The sequence below is a fragment of the Paenisporosarcina sp. OV554 genome, assembly GCF_003058165.1.
Lineage (GTDB): Bacteria > Bacillota > Bacilli > Bacillales_A > Planococcaceae > Paenisporosarcina.
Window position 1 is genome coordinate 144,490 of sequence record NZ_QBUC01000001.1, and the last position, 26,739, is coordinate 171,228.

General features: G+C 37.4%; 31 protein-coding genes and 1 tRNA gene. 18 read left to right on the plus strand and 14 right to left on the minus strand.

Annotation, left to right across the window (positions count from 1 at the left end; all coding sequences use genetic code 11):
• Window positions 1-193 precede the first annotated feature (193 nt).
• Window positions 194-1,285 carry a CotH kinase family protein gene (locus C8K15_RS00665; protein WP_108584308.1) on the plus strand — a complete coding sequence of 364 codons (1,092 nt, stop codon included), beginning with the start codon at window positions 194-196 and terminating at the stop codon, window positions 1,283-1,285.
• Window positions 1,286-1,839: 554 nt separating this feature from the next.
• On the opposite strand, the gene C8K15_RS00670 is transcribed toward C8K15_RS00665, so the two are convergent.
• Window positions 1,840-2,496, minus strand: coding sequence for a lysoplasmalogenase (locus C8K15_RS00670; RefSeq protein ID WP_108584309.1), 657 nt, complete (start codon window positions 2,494-2,496; stop codon window positions 1,840-1,842).
• 39 nt (window positions 2,497-2,535) lie between these two features.
• Entirely contained in the window at window positions 2,536-2,763 is a 228-nt protein-coding gene (locus C8K15_RS00675; protein ID WP_199224038.1) for a diguanylate cyclase domain-containing protein, read from the minus strand.
• A 1,063-nt stretch (window positions 2,764-3,826) separates the two neighbouring features.
• Here C8K15_RS00675 and C8K15_RS00680 point away from each other — a divergent pair.
• Window positions 3,827-7,174, plus strand: a complete 3,348-nt coding sequence (locus C8K15_RS00680; RefSeq protein WP_158268238.1) for a carbohydrate-binding protein — start codon at window positions 3,827-3,829, stop codon at window positions 7,172-7,174.
• Between the two features lie 444 nt (window positions 7,175-7,618).
• Here the strand turns inward: C8K15_RS00680 and C8K15_RS00685 are convergent, their stop codons facing one another.
• On the minus strand, window positions 7,619-7,900 hold the full coding sequence (locus C8K15_RS00685) for a site-specific integrase (RefSeq protein WP_108584312.1): 282 nt from the start codon (window positions 7,898-7,900) through the stop codon (window positions 7,619-7,621).
• A 30-nt stretch (window positions 7,901-7,930) separates the two neighbouring features.
• Here C8K15_RS00685 and C8K15_RS00690 point away from each other — a divergent pair, with 30 nt between their 5' ends.
• The 5 genes from C8K15_RS00690 to C8K15_RS00705 all read left to right on the plus strand — a co-directional run bounded on the left by C8K15_RS00690 (window position 7,931) and on the right by C8K15_RS00705 (window position 11,135).
• Window positions 7,931-8,494 carry a hypothetical protein gene (locus tag C8K15_RS00690; protein ID WP_158268239.1) on the plus strand — a complete coding sequence of 188 codons (564 nt, stop codon included), beginning with the start codon at window positions 7,931-7,933 and terminating at the stop codon, window positions 8,492-8,494.
• An 87-nt stretch (window positions 8,495-8,581) separates the two neighbouring features.
• Window positions 8,582-8,728, plus strand: a complete 147-nt coding sequence (locus C8K15_RS20145; RefSeq protein WP_158268240.1) for a hypothetical protein — start codon at window positions 8,582-8,584, stop codon at window positions 8,726-8,728.
• A 577-nt stretch (window positions 8,729-9,305) separates the two neighbouring features.
• On the plus strand, window positions 9,306-9,506 hold the full coding sequence (locus C8K15_RS00695; RefSeq protein WP_108584315.1) for a hypothetical protein: 201 nt from the start codon (window positions 9,306-9,308) through the stop codon (window positions 9,504-9,506).
• Window positions 9,507-9,666: 160 nt separating this feature from the next.
• On the plus strand, window positions 9,667-10,047 hold the full coding sequence (locus C8K15_RS00700; RefSeq protein ID WP_108584317.1) for a phage holin family protein: 381 nt from the start codon (window positions 9,667-9,669) through the stop codon (window positions 10,045-10,047).
• Window positions 10,047-11,135, plus strand: a complete 1,089-nt coding sequence (locus C8K15_RS00705) for a peptidoglycan recognition protein family protein (protein ID WP_108584319.1) — start codon at window positions 10,047-10,049, stop codon at window positions 11,133-11,135. Before C8K15_RS00700 ends, C8K15_RS00705 begins: the two co-directional genes overlap by 1 nt.
• Window positions 11,136-11,202: 67 nt before the next feature.
• On the opposite strand, the gene C8K15_RS00710 is transcribed toward C8K15_RS00705, so the two are convergent.
• The 5 genes from C8K15_RS00710 to C8K15_RS21105 all read right to left on the minus strand — a co-directional run bounded on the left by C8K15_RS00710 (window position 11,203) and on the right by C8K15_RS21105 (window position 13,022).
• Window positions 11,203-11,406, minus strand: a complete 204-nt coding sequence (locus C8K15_RS00710) for a helix-turn-helix domain-containing protein (RefSeq protein WP_158268241.1) — start codon at window positions 11,404-11,406, stop codon at window positions 11,203-11,205.
• A gap of 10 nt (window positions 11,407-11,416) precedes the next feature.
• Window positions 11,417-12,142, minus strand: a complete 726-nt coding sequence (locus tag C8K15_RS00715) for a PIG-L family deacetylase (RefSeq protein ID WP_108584322.1) — start codon at window positions 12,140-12,142, stop codon at window positions 11,417-11,419.
• Window positions 12,143-12,228: 86 nt separating this feature from the next.
• Complete coding sequence (locus C8K15_RS20150; protein ID WP_158268242.1) at window positions 12,229-12,387, minus strand: hypothetical protein; 159 nt, start codon at window positions 12,385-12,387, stop codon at window positions 12,229-12,231.
• Window positions 12,384-12,875, minus strand: a complete 492-nt coding sequence (locus C8K15_RS00720; RefSeq protein ID WP_108584324.1) for a hypothetical protein — start codon at window positions 12,873-12,875, stop codon at window positions 12,384-12,386. Before C8K15_RS00720 ends, C8K15_RS20150 begins: the two co-directional genes overlap by 4 nt.
• 12 nt (window positions 12,876-12,887) lie before the next feature.
• Complete coding sequence (locus tag C8K15_RS21105) at window positions 12,888-13,022, minus strand: hypothetical protein (protein WP_255421017.1); 135 nt, start codon at window positions 13,020-13,022, stop codon at window positions 12,888-12,890.
• A 61-nt stretch (window positions 13,023-13,083) separates the two neighbouring features.
• On the opposite strand from C8K15_RS21105, the gene C8K15_RS00730 reads away from it, so the two are divergent.
• The 3 genes from C8K15_RS00730 to C8K15_RS20675 all read left to right on the plus strand — a co-directional run bounded on the left by C8K15_RS00730 (window position 13,084) and on the right by C8K15_RS20675 (window position 14,426).
• A complete protein-coding gene (locus C8K15_RS00730) occupies window positions 13,084-13,332 on the plus strand; it encodes a hypothetical protein (RefSeq protein ID WP_108584328.1) in 249 nt (82 codons plus the stop codon).
• Between the two features lie 72 nt (window positions 13,333-13,404).
• Complete coding sequence (locus C8K15_RS20670) at window positions 13,405-13,971, plus strand: hypothetical protein (protein WP_233260343.1); 567 nt, start codon at window positions 13,405-13,407, stop codon at window positions 13,969-13,971.
• Window positions 13,972-14,162: 191 nt separating this feature from the next.
• The gene (locus C8K15_RS20675; RefSeq protein ID WP_233260344.1) at window positions 14,163-14,426 is read left to right on the plus strand and encodes a hypothetical protein; all 264 of its coding nucleotides are present in this window, start codon (window positions 14,163-14,165) and stop codon (window positions 14,424-14,426) included.
• Between the two features lie 548 nt (window positions 14,427-14,974).
• On the opposite strand, the gene C8K15_RS00740 is transcribed toward C8K15_RS20675, so the two are convergent.
• From C8K15_RS00740 to C8K15_RS00755, 4 genes are all read right to left on the minus strand, one after another.
• Window positions 14,975-15,047, minus strand: a tRNA-Val gene (locus C8K15_RS00740).
• A 73-nt stretch (window positions 15,048-15,120) separates the two neighbouring features.
• The gene (locus C8K15_RS00745; RefSeq protein WP_108584329.1) at window positions 15,121-15,645 is read right to left on the minus strand and encodes a 2'-5' RNA ligase family protein; all 525 of its coding nucleotides are present in this window, start codon (window positions 15,643-15,645) and stop codon (window positions 15,121-15,123) included.
• Between the two features lie 17 nt (window positions 15,646-15,662).
• On the minus strand, window positions 15,663-16,055 hold the full coding sequence (locus C8K15_RS00750; RefSeq protein WP_108584331.1) for a thermonuclease family protein: 393 nt from the start codon (window positions 16,053-16,055) through the stop codon (window positions 15,663-15,665).
• Window positions 15,992-16,381, minus strand: a complete 390-nt coding sequence (locus tag C8K15_RS00755) for a thermonuclease family protein (RefSeq protein WP_108584333.1) — start codon at window positions 16,379-16,381, stop codon at window positions 15,992-15,994. Before C8K15_RS00755 ends, C8K15_RS00750 begins: the two co-directional genes overlap by 64 nt.
• Window positions 16,382-16,445: 64 nt before the next feature.
• On the opposite strand from C8K15_RS00755, the gene C8K15_RS00760 reads away from it, so the two are divergent.
• The gene (locus C8K15_RS00760) at window positions 16,446-17,291 is read left to right on the plus strand and encodes a DNA-3-methyladenine glycosylase family protein (RefSeq protein WP_108584335.1); all 846 of its coding nucleotides are present in this window, start codon (window positions 16,446-16,448) and stop codon (window positions 17,289-17,291) included.
• Window positions 17,292-17,380: 89 nt separating this feature from the next.
• Window positions 17,381-18,658: an MDR family MFS transporter gene (locus C8K15_RS00765; RefSeq protein ID WP_108584336.1), complete on the plus strand. Its 1,278-nt coding sequence runs from the start codon at window positions 17,381-17,383 to the stop codon at window positions 18,656-18,658.
• Between the two features lie 50 nt (window positions 18,659-18,708).
• On the opposite strand, the gene C8K15_RS20520 is transcribed toward C8K15_RS00765, so the two are convergent.
• Complete coding sequence (locus C8K15_RS20520; RefSeq protein ID WP_199224039.1) at window positions 18,709-18,852, minus strand: hypothetical protein; 144 nt, start codon at window positions 18,850-18,852, stop codon at window positions 18,709-18,711.
• 134 nt (window positions 18,853-18,986) lie between these two features.
• Here C8K15_RS20520 and C8K15_RS00770 point away from each other — a divergent pair, with 134 nt between their 5' ends.
• The 6 genes from C8K15_RS00770 (at window position 18,987) to C8K15_RS00795 (ending at window position 25,027) form a co-directional block, all read left to right on the plus strand.
• Entirely contained in the window at window positions 18,987-19,925 is a 939-nt protein-coding gene (locus C8K15_RS00770) for a Gfo/Idh/MocA family protein (RefSeq protein WP_108584338.1), read from the plus strand.
• 139 nt (window positions 19,926-20,064) lie between these two features.
• The gene (locus C8K15_RS00775; RefSeq protein WP_108584340.1) at window positions 20,065-21,453 is read left to right on the plus strand and encodes an aldehyde dehydrogenase; all 1,389 of its coding nucleotides are present in this window, start codon (window positions 20,065-20,067) and stop codon (window positions 21,451-21,453) included.
• Window positions 21,454-21,504: 51 nt separating this feature from the next.
• Window positions 21,505-22,221, plus strand: a complete 717-nt coding sequence (locus C8K15_RS00780; RefSeq protein ID WP_108584761.1) for a response regulator transcription factor — start codon at window positions 21,505-21,507, stop codon at window positions 22,219-22,221.
• Entirely contained in the window at window positions 22,205-23,557 is a 1,353-nt protein-coding gene (locus C8K15_RS00785) for a sensor histidine kinase (RefSeq protein WP_108584342.1), read from the plus strand. Before C8K15_RS00780 ends, C8K15_RS00785 begins: the two co-directional genes overlap by 17 nt.
• A 60-nt stretch (window positions 23,558-23,617) precedes the next feature.
• Window positions 23,618-24,334 carry a PepSY domain-containing protein gene (locus tag C8K15_RS00790; RefSeq protein WP_108584343.1) on the plus strand — a complete coding sequence of 239 codons (717 nt, stop codon included), beginning with the start codon at window positions 23,618-23,620 and terminating at the stop codon, window positions 24,332-24,334.
• An 87-nt stretch (window positions 24,335-24,421) separates the two neighbouring features.
• A complete protein-coding gene (locus C8K15_RS00795; protein WP_108584345.1) occupies window positions 24,422-25,027 on the plus strand; it encodes a PepSY domain-containing protein in 606 nt (201 codons plus the stop codon).
• Window positions 25,028-25,057: 30 nt separating this feature from the next.
• Here the strand turns inward: C8K15_RS00795 and C8K15_RS00800 are convergent, their stop codons facing one another.
• Window positions 25,058-26,650 (minus strand): ATP-binding protein, encoded by a 1,593-nt coding sequence (locus C8K15_RS00800; RefSeq protein WP_108584347.1) that lies wholly within the window; start codon window positions 26,648-26,650, stop codon window positions 25,058-25,060.
• Between the last annotated feature and the right edge of the window lie 89 nt (window positions 26,651-26,739).

Sequence of the window (26,739 nt, forward strand, 5' to 3'; positions counted from 1 at the left end):
TTTTCAAAAAAAATCAAACTCGTGCTGATGCACAGTTTTTTCCTCTTTCTCATATAGTAAGATACGAAATTGTACTAAAAATGGTAGAGACAAACGCATACTATTTAAAAATAAAATATAATTTCGTATCTTTTCGTGGCATCTTTCATTTTTGTTTCATACGAATATTATAAAAATGAAAGGAAGAATTCGCGTGGATAATGGCATGAAAATACCTGAATATCAGCTTTTTATTCATCCTATCGATTTAAGTGAACTTCGGAAAGATATTTGGATAGATGATCCTGTTTCCGCGAAGCTCACGATAAACAAAAAGAAATTAGATATCGATATTGCGTATCGTGGCTCCCATATCCGGGATTTTCGAAAGAAGTCGTATCACATTTCGTTTTATAAACCAAGTACGTATAGAAATGCCAAAGAAATTCATATCAACGCAGAATTTAAAGATCCTTCTCTATTAAGAAATAAATTATCGCTCGATTTTTTCAATGAAATAGGGTGCTTATCGCCAAAGTCTCGATTTGTATATATGAAATTGAATGGGAAAAATGAGGGGCTTTATTTGGAATTAGAATCAGTGGATGAGTATTTCCTTGCGAATCGACAACTACCGAAAGGACCGATATTTTATGCGGTTGACGGCGATGCTAACTTTTCGTTAATGAGTGATCTTGATAAAGAAGTAAAAAAATCACTTAAGTTTGGCTATGAACAAAAATATGGGACAGAACAAGATGAAATTCATTTACAAGAAATGATTATTAAAATTAATACCATTTCAAAAGCTGAATTTGAAAATGAAATTGTGAAATACCTCAATGTTGATCAGTATCTCCGCTGGTTGGCTGGCGTTGTTTGCACCCAAAATTTCGATGGTTTTGTTCATAATTACGCACTATATCAGAATAGCGAAACAAGGCTATTCGAAGTCATCCCATGGGATTACGATGCAACATGGGGAAGAGATGTAAACGGGGAAGTGATGGAGGAAGACTATTTACGAATCGAAGGATTTAATACGCTAACCGCAAGGATTCTCGACGTGAAAACATTTCGGCGTCAATACAAAAACTTGCTAGAAGTTATTCTAAACAACCAATTTAATGTAGACTATTTGAAACAGAAAATACAAGGTCTGCATGATTTGATTAGGCCTTATATTCAAAAAGATCCTTATAAAAAAGACGATATCCATTTATTTGATAAAGAACCGGAGTATATAATGGATTTTATTGAAGCACGGGCAAAGTATATAAAAGGGAAATTAGATACATTAGATTAAGCTGTTGCACCCATTTTACGAACCCCCCTTTCCATTTAGTAAGGGGGTAAAGCCTATCGATTCCAATACGAAGAAGTAGGTAACGTCAAAACAAATATAGCACCTAATGGAACAGGAGCTCAGTTCATTTATGATGAACGTTATTTGGTCAAACAATCAATCACTCAACAGCAAAAGAAAGAAACACAAAATAAAGCTAATTAAAAAAACAAAGTAAGGAAGTAATACCATTAGCATGCTCATCTGAATATGCTTTTTGTTTTGGAACCATATTTTTGTTAAACAAAAAAACATCACTTCCGAAGAGATGATGCTTACATACTAATTTGAACTCATTTAAATCAGCTTAACTAGTTTGTTTCTGGAGTATTAATTTGACAGGGTGGAGGTCGCTGGTTCGAGCTTTAGGAACAAAGGTTTCTCCCCCAGTCGGGATCATTGGGTGCCAAACCTTAGGAAACAAGAGAGTGAACAGGTGGTCTGTATTACTCTTTTGATTGGTACAATATATAACAATTTAAAATTTTTGTTGAGGTTGAAATTAGGTAAAATTCCTAAATACGTTTAGTTTCAGATACAATGGAACGTATGCTCTTAGCAATCAAAAATTGTGCGGTGTAATAAGTCGTCATAATAAGGATTCCTGAATACGGAATATCGGAAACAAACATATTCCAGGACAAAATGGAATCGGAAATGACAAACAAAATACTTCCAACAATCGCCCATTTGTTGCCTGTAATGATTGCAGACCATGCCATCAAAGAAATGACGATGATATAAAACACGACGGGTAATACTAATGTATCGTTGCCATCAAGAGTTAGAGCAGTGATGATTTCTTTACCGAATAAGAAACCGTATATCGCAATCGGTACGATGGTTGAAAAATGGATTTTTGAAAAGTTCCATCTACACAAAAATCCCGCAAAATAAAACAGGTGTCCAATCAGAAAAGCGGATAAACCAACGACAAACCAGACGGCGAGTAAGCCGTCTCCGAGCATGCAAGAAAATAGACCGATTAACAGAAGCCAATGTGTAAGCAATTTCTTAGCAGGCGCTTGTAAATAGGCATAGTAAATAATCAGCCACATTGGAATTAATTTAAACAAGAGCTTAACAGCAAATGGATCTTTAGGAATGATGAAAATGTAGAGAACGCTCATGAATAGAATGAGCACTGGCAACCAATATTTTTTAAGTGTCATGACTTCCTCCAAGATTAAATTAATTAACTAGCAATTCTATCAAGTATTCAGTAATGTATTCTTCAACCAATCTACGATTTCCTCTTTTATATTATGCATACTATCTGAGTTTCGAACTCCACCTAGACATGATGAACGTAGTATCACTGTATCCTCTTTAACCACGCAGCCTTGAATTAGCTGGGCAACCTCAATCAATAATTGATCACCTAAGGTATGTCCTAACGTGTCATTTATGTACTTAAAACGGCCCAAATCGATAAACATGATGCTTATTTTCATTTGCCAGATTAAGTGCTTGAGTGGGGCGGTCATTTAATAAATGACGATTCGCCAACCCTGTCAAAGGGTCACGATAAACAATGACTTTATTCTTCAAGAGGAAGAAGTTTCAGGGATTGTGAAAGTTGAATTGAACTATTTTTTTGAACTTTGGTAAGGGGAAAGAGAAACAATTAAATTAAAAGGTTTTGAAAAAAAATATAGATGGAAATAAAAGTTTAATTGATGAGAATGTAGGAAAAAGTAAATTCGTACTTCACCAAATTTGATTTTATAAAACAGTTATTCAAAAAATAAGAAAACATATTAAATTGAACTAATAATATGCAAATAACCAGTTCAGCTAACGAGGTAGCGGTATATCGGTATCAGAAGCGATGAGATAGTCGATAGCCTTCGAGACTTTAAGTTGTAAGCGAAGCGGCTACTGCTCGAGTTGATACGCAGTGAATAAGAATAGAATGAGAGTCGTAGAAGCGGATCAGGTGAACGTATAGCCTAGTCGCTTCTTACTGCTCTTTTTGTCGTGCTGCTGCATCAGTCTGAGCGCAGTATAAGCGCCTGGGAGCTGCGGAAAGATTCGAACGATACTAAATATACGTCAGCAGTATTCGGAGACTATTACGCAGTGGAATCAGAGAGGAATATTCGTTATAACATAATGTCAATATATCGATATTATAAAATGCTTACATTGGATTTACACTCTATTAATATTTATCACTTACCATTAAGCAGAAAAGCAAATTTGATTCTGAAGGGAGCCTTAAAATAATGTTCGGCCGTTTGTAAAAAAGTTGCACTGTTTATAAAAAAGATTGATTAGAATACAGTACATATTTTATAAGAACATTATCAATGTTTTTTGATCGAACTTTATTAAAATGTGGTCAACATGAGAGGATTAAAGGATTTGATCAATCTTTTTTCAAAAAATAAACTACGTCGTATTGATAAATAATCGTTCATAGCGTGTTTTTAATCAAAATTTTTTTACAAGGCAACAAAGGGAGAGAGAAAAAATAAAAAAAAATCAAGGGAGATGTTTATGGTTACCTTAACGAAGTTTAACAAGTCATTATTTTCATTTATCCTGATAGTTGGATTCCTACTCAGCATCAGTGTTGGCTATATGCCGGTGCATGCAGCAAGCGATGCATATAGTCTGACAGAAGCAGAAAGCTTTAGTTCCAAGTCGGGTGCCTACCTTAAAGTCGAAGCTTGCCCAGATGGTGGACAATGTATAGGAGGTACTAATGACAACCAGTATTTAGTATATAACAATATTGACTTTGGTAGCGACGTTAATGGCGCTACGAAATTTAGTGCAAGACTTTCAGTTAAGGGATCAAATGCAGGGGGAAATATTGAAGTATGGATTGACGGTCCGACCAGCGCGAATGGTAAAAAAGTGGGAACACTTACTGCCGCAGCTACCGCACCGGATAACTGGAATGTCTATAAAACTATGTCAACCGATATTACTGAAGTTACAGGAATTCATGATGTATACCTTGTAGTAAAGGTTGCAGCGGGAAAAACATATGTAGCCAACCTCAACTGGTTTCAGTTTTCAAAGACATTGAACAGCATTGAGCTTACAAAACCACCAGCAAAGACTGTATACCGTATTGGAGAGAGCCTTGATATCACGGGTATGGAAGTCACAGGCACCTATATTGACGGTTCGACTAGGGTGGAGGAAGTCAGAGCTTCCGACGTAAGCGGATTTAACAGTTCATCTGCAGTGGCCAGCCAGATACTAACCGTCACAGTACGCGGTAAGACAGTAACTTATCCAGTAGAAATAAAGCCGAAGGTACTAACAAGCATCACAGCACCTACAGCGATTACAGGTGTGGTAAACGGAACAGCGCCTACACCGGTGGCCCTTGGATTGCCTAGCACAGTAGTACTGGTGACCGATGGCGGTAATTTGAATGCACCTGTAACCTGGAATATAGATGCATCAGGCTATGATCCGTCCGTAAAAACCGAGCAGAGTTTCACGGTAAAGGGAACAGTAGATCTGCCTACAGGGGTTACAAATCCGGATAATGTAGCATTGTCAACAAGCATCAATGTTACGGTTCTTGCTTCAACAACACCTGACAAGGATACTAGTTATAAATTCAGCTTTATGTCCATTTCTGATACACATGCAAATGTACAAGGGGATATCGCCGATGTCAGACTTGACAATGCATTGCAGGAAGCAGTTAGCAATAATGTGCAATCCGTTAGCGTTGGTGGAGATCTTACTGAATATGGCACAGATGCACAATATAATACATTAATGAAAACAATGAACAAATATCCTCAACTTGATCGCAACTTGATTTTAGGGAACCATGATGTAAGGTGGATGGGAGGATTTGAAACTGCTAAAAACAGATTTTTGACACATACTGGTATGCCAGGTGTTTATTATGATAAGTGGATAAGCGGATACCACTTCATCTATTTGGCAACGGAGACTGATGATAAAGACAGTGCATATATATCGGATACCCAGATGAAATGGTTAAGCGATAAGTTGGCGGAGAATGCAAGTAAAGACAAACCGATATTTCTCTTCCTTCATCAGCCACTAGATAATACCGTATATGAGGAATATCCTTGGGATCCTTATCAAAGTGATGAGGTACAGGATCAAAAGTTAAAGGACATTATTGGAAAATATCCTCAAAGCGTTTTGATAACGGGACATATACATTATCCTCTCACGTTACCGGGTACTTTCTATAACAAACAGTACTTTACAATGATGAGAGATGGAGCTATCAAGGATTCAGGTCAAGGCTTGATTTTAGATGTTTATGCCGACAGAGTGGTGATAAATGGAAGGGACTTCTCGAAAAAAAGTACGGTAACTACCTGGACCATAAATAATTACACTGCGGATGCACTAGCAGCAGATAAACAAGCGCCTACCGCACCAACTAATGTCTCAACGAAAGTATTAACAGACAAGATGGCAATTCTGTCATGGGATGCAGCTACAGATGATTTTACGGGTAATGTAGGTGTTACAGGCTACGATATTTATAATGGAAATACTCTGATTGGATCAACAACAGGGCGTATGAACTTTAAAGTGACAGGACTGACCGCAAATACGGATTACAAATTTACCGTAAAAGCCAGGGATACAGCAGGAAATGTTTCAGATGCTAGCAACCCATTAAAAGTTACCACTTTAGCCTTTGATCCTGCTCCGGTAAATTTGGCTCTGAACAAGACAGTTACAACCAACGGAAGTGTGGCGGGATACGAACCGTCCAAGGCAGTAGATGGATCGGCTGCAAGTAGCAGAAAGTGGTCTTCAAATACTACCGGTGACAAATGGCTGATGGTCGATCTTGGACAAAATTATAATATAAGCAGGTGGGTAGTAAAGCATGCAGGAGAAGGCGGAGAGACCTTGTCCCTGAATACAAAAAATTATAAGCTTCAGGGAAGTCAAGATGGAACTACTTGGACTGACATGGATTCAGTAACAGGAAACGTTTCAAACAGCACGGACAGGTATATAACGAAATCCACCGCAAGGTACGTAAGGCTTTATATTACTACACCGCAAAATTATGCGGAAACGGGAACTGCAAATATTTATGAATTTGAAGTCTATGGGCGGGGCGACGATGTTCAGCCGCCTGTTACGACAGCAACGACGGATGGGGTTACCGGTGACGACGCTTGGAATGCACGGGATGTGCATGTTAAGTTCACTGCAGATGACGATCCAACCGGAACTGGTGTAAATCACATTGAGACAAAGGTAGACGGCGGAGATTGGACAAACAAGACCGAATTGACGCTGACTGCTGAAGGTACGCATAGTGTCGAGTATCGTGCCATAGATAACGCCGGCAATGTGGAAGCAGTGAAACATCTTGCCATTGGCATCGATAAGACGGCACCGGCAATCGTGGTATCCGTACCGGGGGATGGGAGCATTTATGAAGATTCCGGGGATTTGACGCCTCAGTTTGAATTGACCGACAACTTCTCGGGTGTCGACAACAGCAATACGACGGTGACGCTCGATACGTATTCTTACAAAATCGGAACGAAGATCCCGCTGTATACCTTGCCGCTTGGTCTGCATACCCTTGTAATATCCACTAGTGACCTAGCCGGCAATAAGGGGAGCAAAACCGTTCACTTTCAGACAGTGGCCAACATCGATTCCATAAAGGCGTTGGTGACACATTTTGTCGATACCAAATGGATCGACAATGCCGGAATTGCCAATAGCCTGCGGGCTAAATTGGCAAACAACAATTTAAACGGCTTTGTGAATGAAGTGAAGGCACAAAACGGGAGACACATTTCAAGTGAAGCTGCAACCTATTTGCTGCGAGACGCTCAATATGTGTTGTCACAACAATAGCGTATTTATGAAAAGATAGAGGAAACGGATTCCAGTATGACTTGAGTTATAAACTCAAATTACTTGGAACTCACACTGGCCGTGTGAATGTCATCTTCGAAAATAACAAGAAAATAAATGTACAGTATAAGAGCACACTCATATGGGTGTGTTTTTTGATTTAAGATTCCAACCCATATTTCTTGAAATAGAAAAAGCACCATCTCCGAAGAGATGATGCTTTTATGGAAGAACCCTTCGTTCCTTAAGGGTACTCGTGGGTTTGGCACCCAATGATCCCGACTGGGCTCGAACCAGCGACCTCCACCCTGTCAAGGTGTAAACCTCCTCTTTCAATTGATGTCATAAGCCCTCAAAACCTTGATATATCAACGGTTCTTATTCATGACATTTTCAGTTGTGTTCAAATTTGGTCACTCATTATCGAGTTTAGTCACCAGTTGGTCACTTTTGTAGATATTTCCCGAACACATCAGCTGCTTTTTGGTCTTCTTCAGTACTAACATGCGAATAGGTATTTAATGTGGTTTTTATGTTCTTGTGACCTAATCGTTTTTGAATTACTTTCATGTTTACACCTTCGCTTAACATTGTGGATGCTGACGAATGTCTTAAATCATGCAACCGAATTTTTTTAATATCCGTTCTTTTCATGAATCTGCCCCAAAATCGAGTGTACGCATTGGGTTGGAAAGGGTTGCCATATTCATCGCTCACAAATAGCATAACTTCTTTTCCAGTTCTACTACGTCACTTATGATATACAATCCGAACAATATCCGACTGATGGCATCTCGGGTGGATATGGAAGTAAGCGGTGAATCTATACGCATGATATCTCCACCTGCTACTGCTTCCTTTATGACCTGGTATGATGCGGCTGGGGCACGAAAAGCATGGATGTGGTTTGGTGGAGCAGCACACGAATACATCACTATTCGTAACGACGTAGCAACTGGATATCAGGTGTTCACCGGAGCACAAGGATATAACGTAGTATTCGATGCGATGGCAGACGGACATACACGTATTCGTGGCTCAAATGGTCCGATTATCAAGTTCCTTAAAACGCTAGAACAAGTACAGTTCCGTAACTTTGCAGACGCTGCTTATGCTTCAATCGTTTCGTCCGGACACACGACAGTATCTAAAAGGGAATATAAAAAGAATATAACCCCATACGAAGGCGATGCGATTTACCAAATAGTTACTACTCCGATAAGAGAATGGCAATATCTCAACGATTTCGATTGGGAAATTCAGCGATTAGGCGTAATTGTAGATGGGGCATCATTAGAAGTTCTTGATCTAACAAGGTGATGGCATTGATTCATATGCAATGGCTGCTCTTGCTTGGAGAGCGATTCAGCAACTTAATGAAAAAATAGAAGCATTGGAGGCAATAACATGAAGGTAGAGGGTCAACAAATCGTTAGCAAATTGTCAGAAAGAATAGGGCAATTAGAAGTTGAAATAGCCATATTATCCATCCAAAATGAACAACTTAAAAAAGAGAATGAACAACATGAACAACCACAAGAGGCATTCGCATAGAGTGTGAAGTATGTGCAAAATGCAATTTTTAGAAATGTTCTTAATTTTTACGATTCCAACATTATTAGTAACAATAGTGTTCTATATTTTTGATTATAAACTTATGGCACAGGTACTAATTATAGTCTTAAGCGGGGCATGTTTTTTTGCTTTATTAGTTTTGTACTAAGCATTTTTTACTTATTCCAAAAAAGCATTCTATAATCCTATAATTCGAATGGTAGAAATTCTTCACCATTTACATTTGCAATAACTGTCAGTCGATGTATTCGGTTAGCCCCAAAAATGAATACTAATGTTTTGTTTTATACAAACCATTTTTCTGAAAAAGAGTTACAAGATAGGTATAGAGAGAAAATTGTGATTAACAAAGCAAATATTCTACAAATCACATTGTTTTATCTACAGTTTGAGTTCATGACATGCGGTCAGGAAAAAGGTGAAAGATTTACAGTATTAAGGTGCGAGTTCATTTCATGATAATTAACGAGAACGTCCAACGGGCGTTCTTTTTGTTTACCTAAAAAGAATTCGTCCTCTAACGTAAAATAATGAATAAATGGGGGGCGGAAAAGGTGTGAAGATGATTTTTAAATTTAAGAATGGTGATCAAGTCTCTGTACCTATTGCAGACCATAACTCAAAATATTGGTATGTAATCGTTAATTTACGAGCAATTGAAGAAAAAGATATACCAATCATTTTTGACATGGGGAATGGAGAAACGTATGAAAGTAGTGGTAAAGAGCTCGATTCCGTTGAATTGAAATTCAAATAAATATGATTAAATTCAGAACGTCCAACCGGGCGTTCTTTTTGTTTAGCAAAAATAGAAGAATTGAAGGAGAGATTAATATGTCGGGATTTAGTTTAGAACATTTGGATGTTGTGAGTATTTATTTGGTGACGTAAAGTTTCTGCATTTGCTACTTGTGTTAATGGTTTTAGATGTTATTACAGGCATTTTCAAAGCAATTAAAAACAAAAACTTATGGAGTCGTAAAAGTTTGTTTGGTTATGCACGAAAAATGTTAGTACTAGTCGTGATTATATTGGCTAACGTTATAGATCAAATTCTCGGGATGAGCGGAGCGATTACAAAAGCTACCGTTCTTTTTTATATCTTAAACGAAGGATTATCAATACTTGAAAATTGTGCAGAGTTAGTCGTTTTAGTACCTCCGGGGTTAGCGGAGAAATTAAAAGTGGTGGAATCGCAAAGAGTAGAATCCTCCTCATTTAAAAAGATAATTGGTGAAGAGTTAGCAGGAAGCAAAGTTGACAAACAATTAGAAGATGCGAAGGAAGGTGAGAAGTGATGCGTCTATTACAACATGGATCTAAAATAGGGAACGCTACTGTCACTGTCGATATTGTTCAAAAGGGAAACCCTGAAATTCGTCCAGGCATTTCGATGGTACCAAAGCATCTAACTGATCATGATACAGGAAACTCTGGGCGTGGTGCTGATGCGAAAATGCACAATAAATACATTCATAATATGGCGGGTTATATACCGAAAGATACAAATCACGTATCGTGGCATATTACCTTGGGTGAAAATTTTATCATTCAGCATATTCCGTTTGATGAACCAGCTTATCATTGTGGTGACGGTTGGGGTCTAAATTCAGGTAACCGCACCTCTATCGGAGTAGAGAAATGTATGCATCAGGGTACAGATCGTAACAAGATTGAAGCGAACGCCATTGCTTTATATGCTTACTTGCTAAAAGATTTTAAGTTTCCTATTACAAGTGTCCGACCTCACCAGTCCTGGAGTGGGAAATACTGTCCTCAATTAATTCTAAATAAATATGGTTCTTTCAAACCATTCCGAGACAAAATTGAAACTGCTTTTGAAAGTGAAAATACAAGTCCAATTAATGTGAAACCCGTAGTAAATAGCTATCTGCAAAATGGTGATACAGGTGCTGAAGTCAAGCTATTACAACAGAATTTAATTAAGGCAGGACTAAAGTTAACAGCTGATGGAAGTTTTGGACCTGCTACTGAAAAGGCACTAAAAGCCTTTCAAACTGCAAATAGTTTAAATACAGATTGGTTTTATTTTCCTGCAACCAAATTAAAACTAGAAGCAGTAGTAAAGAATTTGGATGTCAAACCAGTGAGTAAATCAGTTGTGAAAGAGGAGGAAGACGATATGTTAGGAAAAGCGATTGTCATCAATTCGTTTGTAGATTATCCTGCAGTACAAAAACTACACATTCGGACAGGTTACCCAATTTTCGAACGAGCTGCAGTGAAAGAAAAAGTGGCGAAAGAGTTAATCATAGCGGGCGGCGGTAAGAAAGGATTAGAGAAATTCGGGGATAAGTTTATTGATTTATCAGGAGCGAGTCGTGAAGCAACAGTGGCGAATGTCGCTAAGTATATGAACAAGTAATGAACTGACCATCCTTAATTGGTTGGTCTTTTTCTTTGCACAAAAAAAGAGAAGGTCATACCACTCTCTATCTATAAAACAAATCCACCAAATCGACCTTATAAAATTCTGCCAACTTAACCTTTACACCATCTCTAGGGGTGCGTTCTCCGCGTTCATATGCGCCTATAGAAGGTTTTGAAACTCCAACAGCTTCCCCCACTTGATGTTGATGTAAGCCTTTATCTTCTCTTAATTTCAGCAATCGGTTACCTATTTCGATGTTGTCCATTTTGTTCCCCCTACTTATGATACCTGCTGATAGGTTGCTTCTCGAATGCCACAAATGACTTTTTAACTGATTTATGACCAATTCCATATAATCCATCTTTTTTATTTTCAATTTTATATGCAGAACTAACGGCAAGTAAAGGTTTTTTATAAGAAATCGCGTAATATTCGTTCACTAATTTCAACCCCTTCGGATTGTCTCCACGTCTTACATAATAGCGAGCATCCGACACGATTTTTTTATTTTGTAAATTTTTCAACGCTTTCCCCGAATTTGTATGATCGTGATTATCTTTATCCGTCCATGAAAAAACATTGTGTCGAGCGTTTGGATATTTTGTTTCATATGTTTTAATGACCTCTTCCACATTAGCAACAGTTAACTGGCTATCTTTATAATTCATGTATTCGATGTTAGATGTTTTAACACCCATGTTTTTTAATGATAAAGCAAATTCTTTATTTCTAGCAGCAGTGAAATCTTTTTCGCTCATACCCAACTTATTGCGGACAACTGAAGCTGCACCATCTGTTAATAAAACAATGTGGACGTTATGACCCTTCTTCACATGGTTTAAAATACTAACCCCGAACGTTAAAGCTTCATCATCTTGATGGGGAATGTAGTAAACCACATGACTATTTGCGTTTGGATTGCTCTTTGCTTCTGTTTTTTCAATACCACTTACGGATAGTAAAACGATGACGATGACTATTAACATGATTAATTTTCTCAATTTTATTCCTCCTTGGTTATATATCTTTAATATAGGCTACTTTAAGTAGCTTTATAACCATGAAAGGGTAAGTAATTAAACCCTCTCTAATTTCCCAACGATTCAATTTGGCTTTCTGTATCAATCATTCCACGAATAATCATGGTGATGATGTGTTCTGAACGTAATTCCGAACCACTTTCCATCCATCGTTGAGTTTGTTCGAGTTGGCTTTTTAGGTACTCAATGTTTTCTGTAGGGTTCACTGTTGACCATCCTTTACATAAAGTTCTAATCGGTGGATTGCACGTTTATTTTTAATCAGCACGTCACCTATTGAGTGGATTAATGATTTTGGAAACTGATTGCGATTATCCTTAACCCATGTTTCCGCGCTTGTTAACTCCTGTTTTAACCCTTCTATCCGTTTAATCCAATCCGTCTTAGTGTCAATTCGCTGATTGCTGATGTATTGCAAAGGTGCGGTTTTGGCATCTCCCACAGACCATCCAAAGTTATTTACTCGGGAACTAAATGTCATTATTCCGATTCCATTCAATTGTGCTTCAATTTCATCCTGTTCAGTGTATTTGATTCGTCTTTTCTTCAATACAGGTTGAGTTATAGCGCGTTCAATCGTCCATCCGTTGTCTAGTCGTGTCTGCAAGTTGTGAAGTTTTAACCCGTTCTTTTTGGCTATCTCGACTTGTTCAACGGTAATCGTTAGTATGCCAATATTCCAAGGTTTTATCACGCTTACACTCCTTTATATTTGAATGTCGAACTTAACTGGCTTAACTTTTGGTGCATCGTCCTCATATCCATCCCAATCCGATTCAGAACGAAATTTGAAATACTCACCATCGGCTTCAATTTGGAAACGTCCGAATACATTTCTCAACTTGTGGGAGAGTGATGTGTCAAACAATTTTTCTGTTGTAATAAAGGTGGAGGAAAATGAAATGGCTGAAAAAGCTATTGTTATCAATTCGTTTGTAGATTATCCTGCAGTACAAAAGCTACACATTCGTACGGGATATCCAATATTTGAAAGAGCAGCAGTGAAGGAAAAAGTGGCGAAAGAGTTAATCATTGCTGGTGGTGGCAAAAAAGGGTTGGAAAAATACGCAGAAAAGTTCACGGATTTATCGGGGAAATCATGGTGGTTTTTTTGTTTTTTCTCTAAATTTGTCGAATGTTGGATTATATAGAACTATGATGAAATTAAAGTGACGATACTTTTGTAACTATTTGTAATAATAAGGTACAAATGTATTTTTTATATGTTAGGTTTATACGCTGATGAACTAGACGTGAAAAATCAAATCGAAGTATCGATACCTCAAGTACTGTGTGATCCTGAAGGCATTGAATTAGGCGTTGCAGAAGTAAAAGATACAAAGATACCGATTTATATACCAGTAAGTAATCCTGATGCAATGTATCGTGGTTATACGTTTATTGGTGGTCAAGGTGCCGGTAAAGACACAGCTATCAAGAACTGGATTATTGATGGTTGTATGAATCACGGAATGTCGGCCATTATACCTGACGCTATCGTAGAAGAAGGCGAACGAGGTATGGCTGATGGTATTAGGGATTCGTTACCTGCGGATAAAATCATAGACATAGACCTCGGCAATGGCGACTGGGTTGTTCCAATGGATCTGACTGAGTTAATTGCGAAACTTGGGAGAACAGGCGCGTCTCGCTTTGGCGATGAGATGATCGATTTCATGGATGTTGGAGGTTTAGCGCGATCATCCCGTTATCTTCGTGAAGCAGCTAAAGCGTCAGGTGGTTCTCTCTATAACATTAAACGAATCATAGAAGATGAGAACTTCAGATAAGATACCATTGAACGATTACAAGCAGAAGGTAATGTGAGATTAGCACGTGATCTAATCGGTTGGGGAACGAATGACCAACTAGGGAGTAAAACAGATGCGATACTAAATCGTTTATATACATTCTTTGGTAACGATTTACTACATGACATATTCGCCAGGAGCCTAAAAAGGAAGTCAACTTTGAGAAGTGGATGCGTGAGGGTAAAGTGGTCATCATTCGTATTCCAAATCGTAAGCTAGGTGAAATAGCGACGAAGACATTAGTTCACTGGATAACACTCAAGACATTTATGACACGCATGTTGATGGATAAGGAAAAGCAAAAGAATGGATGCTTCATCGTATTTAACGAGCCTGAGCAATGCATCACAGAAGGTTTAACGAAGTTAATGGGTCTCATAGGTACAGAAGGCAGAAAAGAACGTCTCGGTTCACTTTACGCATTTCACCACTGAATAAACTACCGTCTAGCTTGCAAGAAAATTTACAAGGTGCGGTGTCCAGCAGTTCCTTTTTGCTAACGACCACTTAAAAACATTTGAACTATCGTCGCATCGTTTTGAGGATACGATACCAATGGATCAAGCGGTTCGCCTTCCTATGCACCATGCCATCATATCAATACGAGCAGGCAAAGAGTTACAACCGGCATTTATATGCAAAATGAAACCCCCAGTCAAGCCTGAGTACAATAATTCATTCTTAACGAAACATCATGCACAAGTTTATGGTCGGAGCTGGCAAGAGCTGCAGGAAGCTTTATAAAGAGAGGGGGGAATTCGGATGAAAGCATTTTGCGGCATGTGCAGAAAAGAAACAACTCACAAAGGATTTAGATGTACTAAATGTGGCCGATGAAACGCAGGGGAATTTCAACAAAATAAAAATGGTCACTTTTTGGTCACTCAGCACCTAAAACATAAGAAAAAGCCATCCACCGAAGTGAATGACTTTTTTTGAGAAACCTTTGTTCCTAAAGGTTTCCTGCGGGTTTGGCACCCAATGATCCCGACTGGGCTCGAACCAGCGACCTCCACCCTGTCAAGGTGGCGCTCTCCCAGCTGAGCTACAAGATCGTTTTTCTAGGACAAATTCTATTATAACTCTCACAGTATAATAGTCAATAACCTAGAAGGGAATATGGATGAATTATTTAAGGAAGTGGGTCCATTCTGTTTGAGCACTGCCGTTTACAACCGTCCAACATTCTAGAGCGACGGCTTTTCCGGTAACTGGTTCGAATGATAAGCCTGCACGTTGGAACAGTGGTCCCCAAACTGTCAATGGGACATTTTTAATCAAGGTTGAATGAGGTACCCATTTTCCAGGTAAATAAGGGGAAATTTCATTTGTATGTAAATCCATAATGAGTGAAAACAACTCTCGATGAAAAGTTTCTATTTCTTTTGTGACTACGGGTGCGACAAAAAAGGCCCCTTTCTGTTTGAAAAATCCAAGTGAGGATAACGAAATAGAAAGTTGTTTTTGCTTGTCGCTCCATATTTTAACTCGCTCGTTTAAAATCACCGGATTGGTTTGTTCGAATGTAAATAAACTAATATGGGGCGGAAGGGGTGTTTCTTTTCCGCGACTTGAAGCTATATGTAAGTCTTTACTATCTTGTTCTAATTTTGTAGACAATTTATAATCAAAGCGTAAAACAAGTACTTGCATGAATAATTTCCCTCACTTTACTCGCCTGATTTCTTGAAACCGGCATCTATTGCTTGTTGCTGTGTACAGAACCATTTTTCAGGTTTTGTTTGTTCATAATATTTCCCTGATGGAATGTGATAGATTTTTTTATTTTCTCTACTAATATTACCCTTTATTAAACACTTCTCATTAGTTTTTGGCTCGTGAGTTTTAACTTCATTAACCTTTGTTTTATCAAATCCACGATTTGTTACATATTTTTCGTATTGCCATATGTTTAATTCAGCCTGACGAGCTATTGCCTCAGCTTCTTCGAAAGAATCTAAATGACGCGTATTAGGTACGAATACATAAGCGACACGGGCTAATCCTTCTTGTAACAGTATTTGCTGGATAGATTGGCCATCTGCATAAACATATGCCAACAAACGACCGAGTCATCGTATCGTTCTCCCACGTCAAATTCAAGAGATACTGTAGCATCTTCTAACAATTGTTTTTTACGTGAACTTGCCTCATCACCTAAAGGCTGATTTCCAAGTGTTTGATGTCTGACTTCAGGTGTATCAATTAATAAATATCGAATCGTTTCTGTCTTACCGTTATACTTTACTTTAATGGTATCACCATCAATGACATTCAGTAACTCAACTTCAATCAAGGCCTTAGAACCACCAGTAGAAGTAGACTGCTCCTCAACACAACCAGATGTTAGCAGCACAATTATTCCAAGCAGCCAAAACCATTTGTTCATTTGTCATCACCTCGGTAGAACATAATTACAAACTCAAATATAACCGAATAGGGGGAATATAACCATGATTGAAACTATCCAATTAGATTTCCTATATGATTTTGACCGAGTACTCGATCGACTTTCAATGGATCCGTTGATCTCTTTGAATAAAGAAGAACGATATGTTCTTGTACCTACAGAAGAGCAATTAGTTTGTAAAGTTCAGGCTACTGGGACAACGGAATCCCCGACATTTGTAATAGAAGGAGCAATTAATGAACGACAACTACAAAACATCAAAGAAATTTTTCATTTCGATCGCTCTCTAGAACCAATTCATACCCATTTTACTGATACTAATTTAGCGCCCATTTTTGAAGAACATCGAGGCACGCCCATCATAAGAGAGTTTTCGTTGTACGCAACGCTAATGAAGAGTATCATTCATCAACAATTAAATCTATCATTTGCACATACCCTTACTACTCGCTTTGTGCATACATTTGGGGAGCAACTAGATGGTGTTTGGTTTTATCCAAAACCTGAAGTAATTGGGCAACTTAAAGTTGAAGATTTACGCGAACTACAATTTAGTACGAGAAAAGCAGAATACGTTATTGGGGTGTCTCAAGCAATGGCTAGTGGGGAACTCAATCTTCAAGCCCTCGCTCTTCAAGACGATGAAACGATTACTCAAATACTTGTGAAATATCGTGGAATTGGACCATGGACGGCCGGTAGCTTTTTATTGTTTGGATTAGGTAGACCAAATTTATTTCCGCTCGCCGATATCGGATTACAAAATGCTCTGAAAAAGCTTTGGACAACAACTGATAAACCAAAGGCAGAAGAGATTTCTAGTCATTTTCCTCAGTGGTCGCCTTATTTAAGTTACGCCTCGCTATATTTATGGAGAAGTATTGAATAAACTCAGACTAAATATGTATGTCAACCTAACTAGTTCAAGTGTTACAATAATATGGAAAATATAGAAGAAAATCTTGGGGAGAAAACAACATGAGAATTAGAGATTGGGATAAAAGTTTAAAAGCCAGGCTAATTGGTGAAGCGTTTATGAATATTACATTCTGGATGTTTTTCCCATTCCTTGCAATTTATTTTGCAGGAGAGTTCGGTAAAACGACAGCGGGGTTGCTACTAATTGTATCGCAAGTTTTTTCAGTAGCAGCAAATTTAGTTGGTGGCTATTGTGCAGATCGATATGGTCGTCGTACGATGATGGTCTTGTCTTCTTTTGGACAGGGGGGTGCATTTTTCATATTTGCACTGGCAAACTCGTCAATCTTGGATTCTCCAAGTTTAGGATTTATTGCGTTTTCAATTGCTAGTGTCTTTGGTTCATTGTATTGGCCAGCAAGTCAAGCCATGGTAGCTGACGTAGTTCCTGAAGAACATCGTAGTGAAGTCTTTGCCGTTTTTTATACATCCATGAACATTGCTGTAGTTATTGGCCCGATACTTGGAGGGATTTTCTTCTTCAGCTATCGTTTTGGCTTGATGATAACTGCAGGGTTGGTATGTATTTTATTAGCTTGGATTCTCATCAAGTTTACTAAGGAATCGAACCCAGCAAATTCCGATTCGTCCGAAACTAACACATCCAATGGTTTTATGTACGCGATTCAATCGCAAGTTAAAGACTATGGACTGATATTAAAAGATAAACTATTTTTACTTTTTATTATAGCTGGAATTTTAGGCGCTCAAACATTTATGCAATTGGATTTGTTATTACCTATTTACGTAAAAGAAGTAATTGGGAATCAATCTCTTGGATCTTGGTTTGGCACCGATATAAAACTAACAGGGGAGCTTGCCTTTAGTATTCTGATTTCAGAGAATGGTTTACTTGTGGCGTTATTAACTGTGGCTGTCACTAAATTCGTTGTGTCTTTTAAAGAGAAAAATGTGTTTTTTGTTTCATCGATTTTATATGCACTTGCAATGGTTGTTTTTTCGTTATTTGATTCGTTTTGGATTTTCATTTTGGCAATGGCCATCTTTACAATAGGTGAATTAATGACGGTGGGTATACAACAGAGCTTTATTTCGAAGCTAGCACCCGAACATATGCGAGGTCAATATTTTGCAGCAGCAAGTCTTCGCTACACAGTTGGTCGGATGATTGCACCGATATCTATTCCTATGACGGTATGGTTTGGATTCTTTTGGACATTTACGATTATCGCCTTATTAGCAACGATGAGTGCGTTTGTCTATTACCTCATGTTTTATTTATTTGAACAAAAAAAGACAGCTTCTCCTAAGGTTTAGATAGGGGAGCTGTTTTTATGTTGGATATCGTTTTATATTTATTTTCAAAGTTATTGTTCCTGTGATTCAATTTCTTCAGTATCATGGAAATATATGAAGGATTCTTCTTCTAATTCAGTTAGACGATCTTTGTTTATCCCTAAACTCAAATTTCCTGAAAAAATAGGTTCCCACCATGTTTCTGTTTTCGTCATGTCTGTATCCTCCTTTTAAATCATCTCAATTATTTGTAAGTTCTTTACCCTTCAAAGTTACACCTTGAAACAAATATTTTCAAGATTTAAATTAATAAGTTTTTATTAACTACCAAATTAAGGGGGCGATAAATGTGAAACAAACAACTTTTGCATTAATTGGAACAGGAATTGTCGGAGAGCGTATTATTCAACAACTTTTAGCCAATCATAAATGTACGATAATCAGTATATTTGATGAAAATAATGAACGGCTACAAGAGATAGCTAATAAATATCAGTTGCCTATTGCATCTTCGTTAGAGGAATTATTTAACACTAAACCACATTGGGTCTATATCGGAACACCTCCTAATAGTCATGCTTCTCTTGCTCTTGAAGCGTCCAAAAAAGGATGTTATGTGTTGTCAGAAAAGCCTCTTGCCCACAATGTGGAAAGCGGCAAGCTGATGGTAGAAAGCACGAAACAAGCGAATATCTTAACGGCAATGCATTTTCCTCTGATGTACAGCCCAGCTATCCAAACTCTAATGAGTGAAGTAGCAAACCATACACTTGGTGACATACTTCGAGTGGAGCTTCATACATATTTTCCACATTGGCCAAGAAAGTGGCAACAAAATCCTTGGATTGGTTCAAGAGCTCAAGGTGGCTTTATAAGAGAAGTATTTCCACATTACTTTCAAATCATGTACCGACTTTTTGGTAATTTTTCTTTTTCAGCACATCAAACAATCTATCCTGAAAATCAACAATTATCTGAAATTGGGTCATCGGCAATCGGTCAAACAGATACAGGCATTCCGATAGTTATCAATGGTTTAAGTGGAATGGGCCAACAAGAAATACTGCTTTTTAAAGTGTTTGGAACTAAAAAAGTAATGACAATTAAAAATTGGTCTGAACTTTGGGTGAGTGAATGTGACCAACCTGACATAAGAGTTGAATTAAATGAACATCCTAAAACGCTTTGGGATGCGTGTCATGATGCGAAAAATGGGCGCGAAGCAACTCTTGTGTCATTTGAAGAAGGCTTAATTGTGCAACGATGGATTGATGAATTACTGACATAAAACAGTTAGTATGTGTAAGTTGTAAAATTATATACATAAAAATATGGGGAAAAATCTAGACACCGAATATTAGGTGTCTATTTTTGCGTGATAAGATCCTACCCGCTACAATTAAGAGATAGATGACAGGAGTGATAACATGAATTTCACGGCTCAAGATGTTGAACAGATGATTCAATTGCAACATGCTTTTTATTACACTGGTGCTACAAAATCAGTAGAATTCCGAAAACTACAATTAGCTAAGTTGAAACAAGCTATTCAACTATATGAACAAGAAATTATCCATGCTCTTTATAAAGATTTACGTAAAAGTGAGTTTGAAGCATACGCAACTGAAGTAGGGTTTGTACTAGATAGTATTGGTTTTATGACCAAACATTTAGATGATTGGATGAAGCCAGAAGCGGTTAAAACAGCCCTGCATTTACAACCAGCAAAAAGTTTTATCGTCAGGGAACCATATGGCTCCGCATTGATCATTGGTCCATTTAACTATCCATTCCAACTCGTCATGGAACCGTTAATCGGGGCAATCATCGGTGGAAACTGTGCCATTGTTAAACCTTCCGAATCAGCAATCCATACTGCTGCGGTCATTCGAAAAGTGCTCGAGTCGACGTTCACACCAGAGTATATTCGTGTAGTAGAAGGAGAACGGGAAGAAACTACCGTACTAATTCATGCACCGTTTGATACCATTTTCTTTACCGGCAGTGTTGCTGTTGGGAAAGTAGTGATGAAAGCAGCATCTGAGAGACTAACACCTGTAACGTTGGAACTTGGAGGTAAAAGTCCGGCCATAATCGATCACACTGCGAATTTAGAAGTTGCAGCAAAACGTATTGCTTGGGGCAAGTTTGTAAATGCAGGTCAAACTTGTGTAGCACCTGATTATTTACTAGTCCATCACAAAGTGAAGGATCAGTTCATTAATTTATTAAAACAAACGATAATAGACTTTTATGGGATAGATGCACAAAATAGCCCTGATTATGGGCGTATCATCAATGCCAAACAATTCGACCGTTTAAAGGACCTACTTAACCAAGAAAGTCAGCACATTGTTGCGGGGGGCAATATGGATGAAGTTGATCTCTATATTGAACCGACCATACTAGAAGGAGTGTCATGGAATAGCCTTTCGATGGAAGATGAAATATTTGGACCTATTTTACCGATTTTAACTTATGATCGTTTAGAAACGGCTATTCGCCAAGTTCGAAAACTACCGAAACCCCTTTCAGCCTATTTATTTAGTGAAAATGACAATGCCATTAACTACTTCTTAGAAGAATTGCCATTTGGCGGAGGCTGTATAAACGATACGGTTTCACATGTTGGAAGTGCTCATATGCCGTTTGGAGGAGTTGGTTCTTCAGGCATGAATGGCTATCATGGTAAATATAGTTTTGAAGCATTTACACACGCCAAATCAATTTTGAAGAAAAGTACAAAACTGCCTATTAATCTCGTATTTCCTCCATACAAAAACAAAGTAAAACTTGTGAAGTCGCTACTCCGATAGGAGAGCGACTTTTTTGATAGAATGAAAGAAAAAGTAGAAGGAGAACACACTATGAGTGAACGAATCTTAATTATTGAAGACGAAGAGAATATCGCCCGTGTTCTCCAATTGGAGTTAGAGTTTGAAGGATATACAACAGGAATTGCATATTCGGGTACGGATGGTTTAATCAAATATCGTGAGCAGTCGTGGAATCTTGTGTTACTCGACTTGATGTTGCCAGGATTGTCGGGACTAGATGTATTACGAAGAATACGAGCGGATGAACAACAAGTTCCAGTCATCCTATTGACTGCTAAAAATAGTGTCGAGGATAAAGTGTCTGGCCTTGATTTAGGGGCAAATGATTATGTGACAAAACCCTTTCAAATGGAAGAATTACTTGCTCGCATTAGAGCTAACTTACGAATGAAAAAGCGCGATATTCAGACTGAAGAAATACCTGATTTATTCAAACACCATTTTAATGACTTAAGTCTTCATGAACAAACGCGTGAAGTGAATAGAAACGAACGTAAGATTGATTTGACCCCTAGAGAGTTTGATTTGTTGCTTCATTTAATGAAACATCCCAATCAAGTATTGTCGCGGGAACAACTCCTGGATTCGGTATGGGGCTACAACTATTACGGGGAGACAAATGTAGTAGACGTCTACATTCGCTACTTGCGTAAGAAAATTGATTTTGATGAAACACATAAATACATTCAAACAGTTCGAGGAGTAGGCTATGTGTTAAAGGAGCAAATAGATGAAATTAAAAAGTAAAATCCATCTTTTCTCGACACTATTAATGTTGTTAATTTTAATCATTACGAACGTTGGAATTTATTTAATCTACAGCCAAAATACGTACGAAACAGAGCTACAACAATTACGAGCGGAATCTGAAATTCTGGTTCATGCGTTAAGTCAAATGACGGAATCTACAAATCCTGCTACGATTTTACGTGCTTATTCTCCAGCAAATGGTGCCGTAAGAATTGTAAACACTTTAGGTGAAATAGAGGTTGAAGTAAATACCACGGATCGCGTTGATGCAGTGAAAGTTCAAGAGGTCACAGCAGAAACACAAGAAGTGAATACCATTAATGGTTCAAAAATGCTGACCTTATCTATACCGATTATTGACTCATCAGGTGCAATTTCGCAATTACAAGTTATTCAAGTATTAACTGATGTCGAAAGAAATTTGAATGAATTAATGCTTATTTTAATTAGCATAACACTTGTAGGTACTATCCCAATACTGATTTCGAGTATTGTGCTCGGGAAACTTGTCACTCAACCTATACAAAAATTAATTTTGACAATGAAATATATTCAAAACAGTGGGAGCTATGAGCAAATCAAAACGTCGGATCATCGTAAAGATGAGCTCGCTCAACTGGAACATACATTTAACGATACGATGATATTACTCGAACGGAATTATAAGAAACAAGAACAGTTTGTATCTGATGCTTCGCACGAATTAAAGACACCACTTACAGTGATTGAAAGCTACGCAAGTTTGGTTAATCGCCGAGGTATAAGTGACCCGAAAATAATTCAAGAAGCGACTCAAGCCATTTTACAAGAATCCGTTCGAATGCGGGACATGATTGAGCAAATGTTGCAACTAGCTCGTTATGATGAAGAATTAGTAATCAATCGACAAGCAACTGATTTATTAGAAGTAATTGAACAGACGGTACGTTCGATGAAGCAAGCGTATCATCGCGAGTTCAATTTAATTGTAGACCCAAATTTTGAAACACTTATCTACAAAACAGATGAGCAAAAGTTAAAGCAATTGTTGTTTATTTTCTTGGACAATGCTCGAAAGTATAGCGAAGAAGAAGTTGATTTGCATATTACGGAGACTCCCAACTTCATTAAGATTGCCATCACTGATAAAGGTATCGGTATTCCAAGTGAAGCCATCCCTCACGTATTTGATCGTTTTTACAGAGTTGATGAAGCACGTAACCGCAAAACGGGTGGAACTGGGTTAGGATTATCGTTAGCCAAAGAAATAGCCAAAGGTCTTAATATCAACCTAAATATAATTAGCGTTTTAAATGTTGGAACCACTATCACGCTTGAATTAGAGAAAAAATGACCGGATTCTCATGTAATTTTAATGTTCATAATCTATCCTTAGTAGAAAGGAGGCGTACTCATGACATTTGTTACTAAATCTTGGTTTATGCCACTCTTAATAACACTTATTATTTTAGGAGCCGGTGCTATATATGCATTGAAATTGACAAATGGAGAAGAAATAATTTCCAATAAAGAAATAAGATCTCGTATTGAACAAATGTATGGTGGATCCGTCTCTAATCTAATTCGAAAAAATGATCTTTATATAGCACAAATAGAACGTCAAGATGGCTTATACGAGGTTGTTGCTGACACTTCGAAAGGTAATATTGTATCGATTAAACTACTCAAACAAACTGATGGACAGCAGCTTCCTATTAAGTCTAAAGAGGATATCAAATCGATTGTTAGTAAAGAATATGAGGGAACCATTGAACGAATAGTTTTAAGCAGACAGACGGAGCATCCTTTTTATGCTGTTGACATGGCAAAAGACGAAACGCTAATCACATTAACGGTTGATGCATTAACAGGAACTGTTTTAGATAGTACGGAAAAGCAAACCACTACCGAACAAGCTTTGATAAAAAGGGAACAAGCAATAACGGTTGCAAAAACCCAGTTAACTGGTGAAGTTCAATATACTACTTACGAAGAAACGTCTGATGGTGGCTATTATCTTATTGAAATCGAATCGGAAGATGACCGAGAAGCGGTTATCCAAGTACATGGCGTGTCAGGTGAAATTCTATCAGTTACATGGGACGATCAAGATGATGAAGATGACGATTAAATTTCTCATCAATTTCTCATAATCTTCTCCGAGTTCTCTCATGTTGGTCAGATAACATGAAAGTATCAAACAAAGGAGGAAATAAAAATGAAAAACTTGAAAAGCAAATGGATGGCTGTCCCAATAATCACTGGCGCTCTAGTATTTGGAAGTATCGCGTTGGTAGCAGGAGCCAATCAGAATTTAGATAAAGAAACTGTCAATGGAATCAAGAAAGACAATTTATTAACGAATGAAGAAATAATAGAAAAAGCTTTAACAATAGTTGACGGTACTGTAACAGAAGTTGAATTGGAAAGAACATTAACTAGAACTATTTATGAAGTTGAGATTAATAAAGATGGCTTTGAATATGACTTAGATATGGATGCGGTTACAGGTAAAGTATTGAAGAATGATAAGTCAGCAGACGATAAAGATGACAAAGAAGATCTTGATGACAACAGTACAAAGATAGATTCCAGTAAAGTAGCGATAACAAGAGAAGCGGCAATTAAAACCGCATTAATAGAGGCCACAGGAACTGTAACAGACGTAGAACTTGAGGAAGACGATACTCAAATATTTTATAAAATTGAAGTCGAAGATGGAACTAAAGAAGTAGAGGTTAAAGTTAACGCGAATACTGGGGAAGTTTTGTCGGTTGACGAAGATGATGACAATGACGAATATGATGATGAAGAAAACATTTAAGAAGATGTATTAAAAAATCAGCGTCCCCATTTAAATGGAGGGCGCTGATTTTTTTGGTGATTTAAATGGTAATAATATTGATACTTGAGTTCCTTTATTAACTCGACTATTAATATTGATTTTCCCACCATGCTCTTGAATGATTTTCTCTGAAATCATCATACCAAGACCTGTTCCAGTTGTTTTGGTAGTGAAAAACGGTTCAAAGATTTGTTTTTGTACTTCTTGCGTCATACCAGCACCATTATCTCGAACGTGAATGCCGATAAAACCGTCATTTTCATGTGTTGAAGAAATGTGAAGTGAACCTTCTTTTTCTAATACTTCTACAGCATTTTTCACTATATTTATAAACACTTGTTTAATTTGGTTTTGTTCACCTATGACAACCGTATTCGGCGCATTCCAAGCTACTGTCAACACAATCCCTCTTAAATTAAGTTCAGGCTTATATAGGAACACTACATCTTGCATGATTTTCTCCAAACTAAACTCTTTTACGGTTGTAACATGAGGTTTTGCGAGAATTAAAAACTCACTTATTATTAAATTAATTCGCTCAAGTTCAGATTCAATTATTTTTGTGTATGTTTGATAAGGGTGTTGATTATCCTCATTCATCATTTGAATGAAACCTGAGATCACAGTCATTGGATTTCGTATTTCATGTGCAACTCCGGCTGCGATTTCACCAGCTAACTTTAATTTTTCTGACTGGAGAATGAGTTTTTCTGCTTCTTTGCGATACGAGATGTCGCGAGTAATTAATGACATGGCAACTATTTCACCAGACTTATTATAAATAGGACTAAGCGTTAGTTGTGCATCGAAGAAAGTACCATCTTTCTTCATATCTTTTGTCTCAAACGAATAGAAACTTTCACCACTCAACACTCTTTTTATACGGTCGATAGCGGCGTCAGAGTTTTCAGGTGGGACAAGTGGAACACGACTTCCAATACATTCTTCACGACTCCACCCATACAATAATTCAAACGCTGGATTTATTTCAATGATTTTAGCATCTAAATCAAAAACTGCTATGCCATCCTTCGCATTTTCAAAAAACATGTACAAATATCCTTCTTTAGAATCAAGTGCTCGTTCTAAAGAAGATTGCTGTTCTGCCATGTTAAAAAACGTTTTTTGCAATAATTGAGAATGGACAATAGCTGTTACACTAATTAAAATAAAAAATAACATGAGTACATACAAATCAGTAAATTCAATTGTGTTTTCAAAGAGATTAAAATTAGTATTAAATAAGTAGATGACTTCAAAAACTGTTATCGGTAAAAGAAGTAAATATGAAGTGATTGAATGGTATAATGAAGCAACAAATAGTGGGAAAATAAAAAGAATAATATGTACGTAATTCGGTGTATCTAAATTAATGAAAAAAATGTATCCATTTAATCCTGATAATATAAGAATTTGCAACAATTGATTATTAATATTCAGTTTATAAAGAACAAATAATAAAGTGCAATAAAGAAAAGCCAAAATGGGTAAAGCGTGTTCATAAGGGGAAAATAAACTTAATAAAGTATGAAATAGTAATCCGAGTGCAAATAATTGTATAAACAATCGATTACGTTTGTTTATGTATACGGTTATGTCCATTTTTCACCTCAGTTGGAAAGTTATTCTGCTTATATCATACATGATTTGTCAGTGTCGGAACATGCCGAATTTTGGTATGATATTTATAT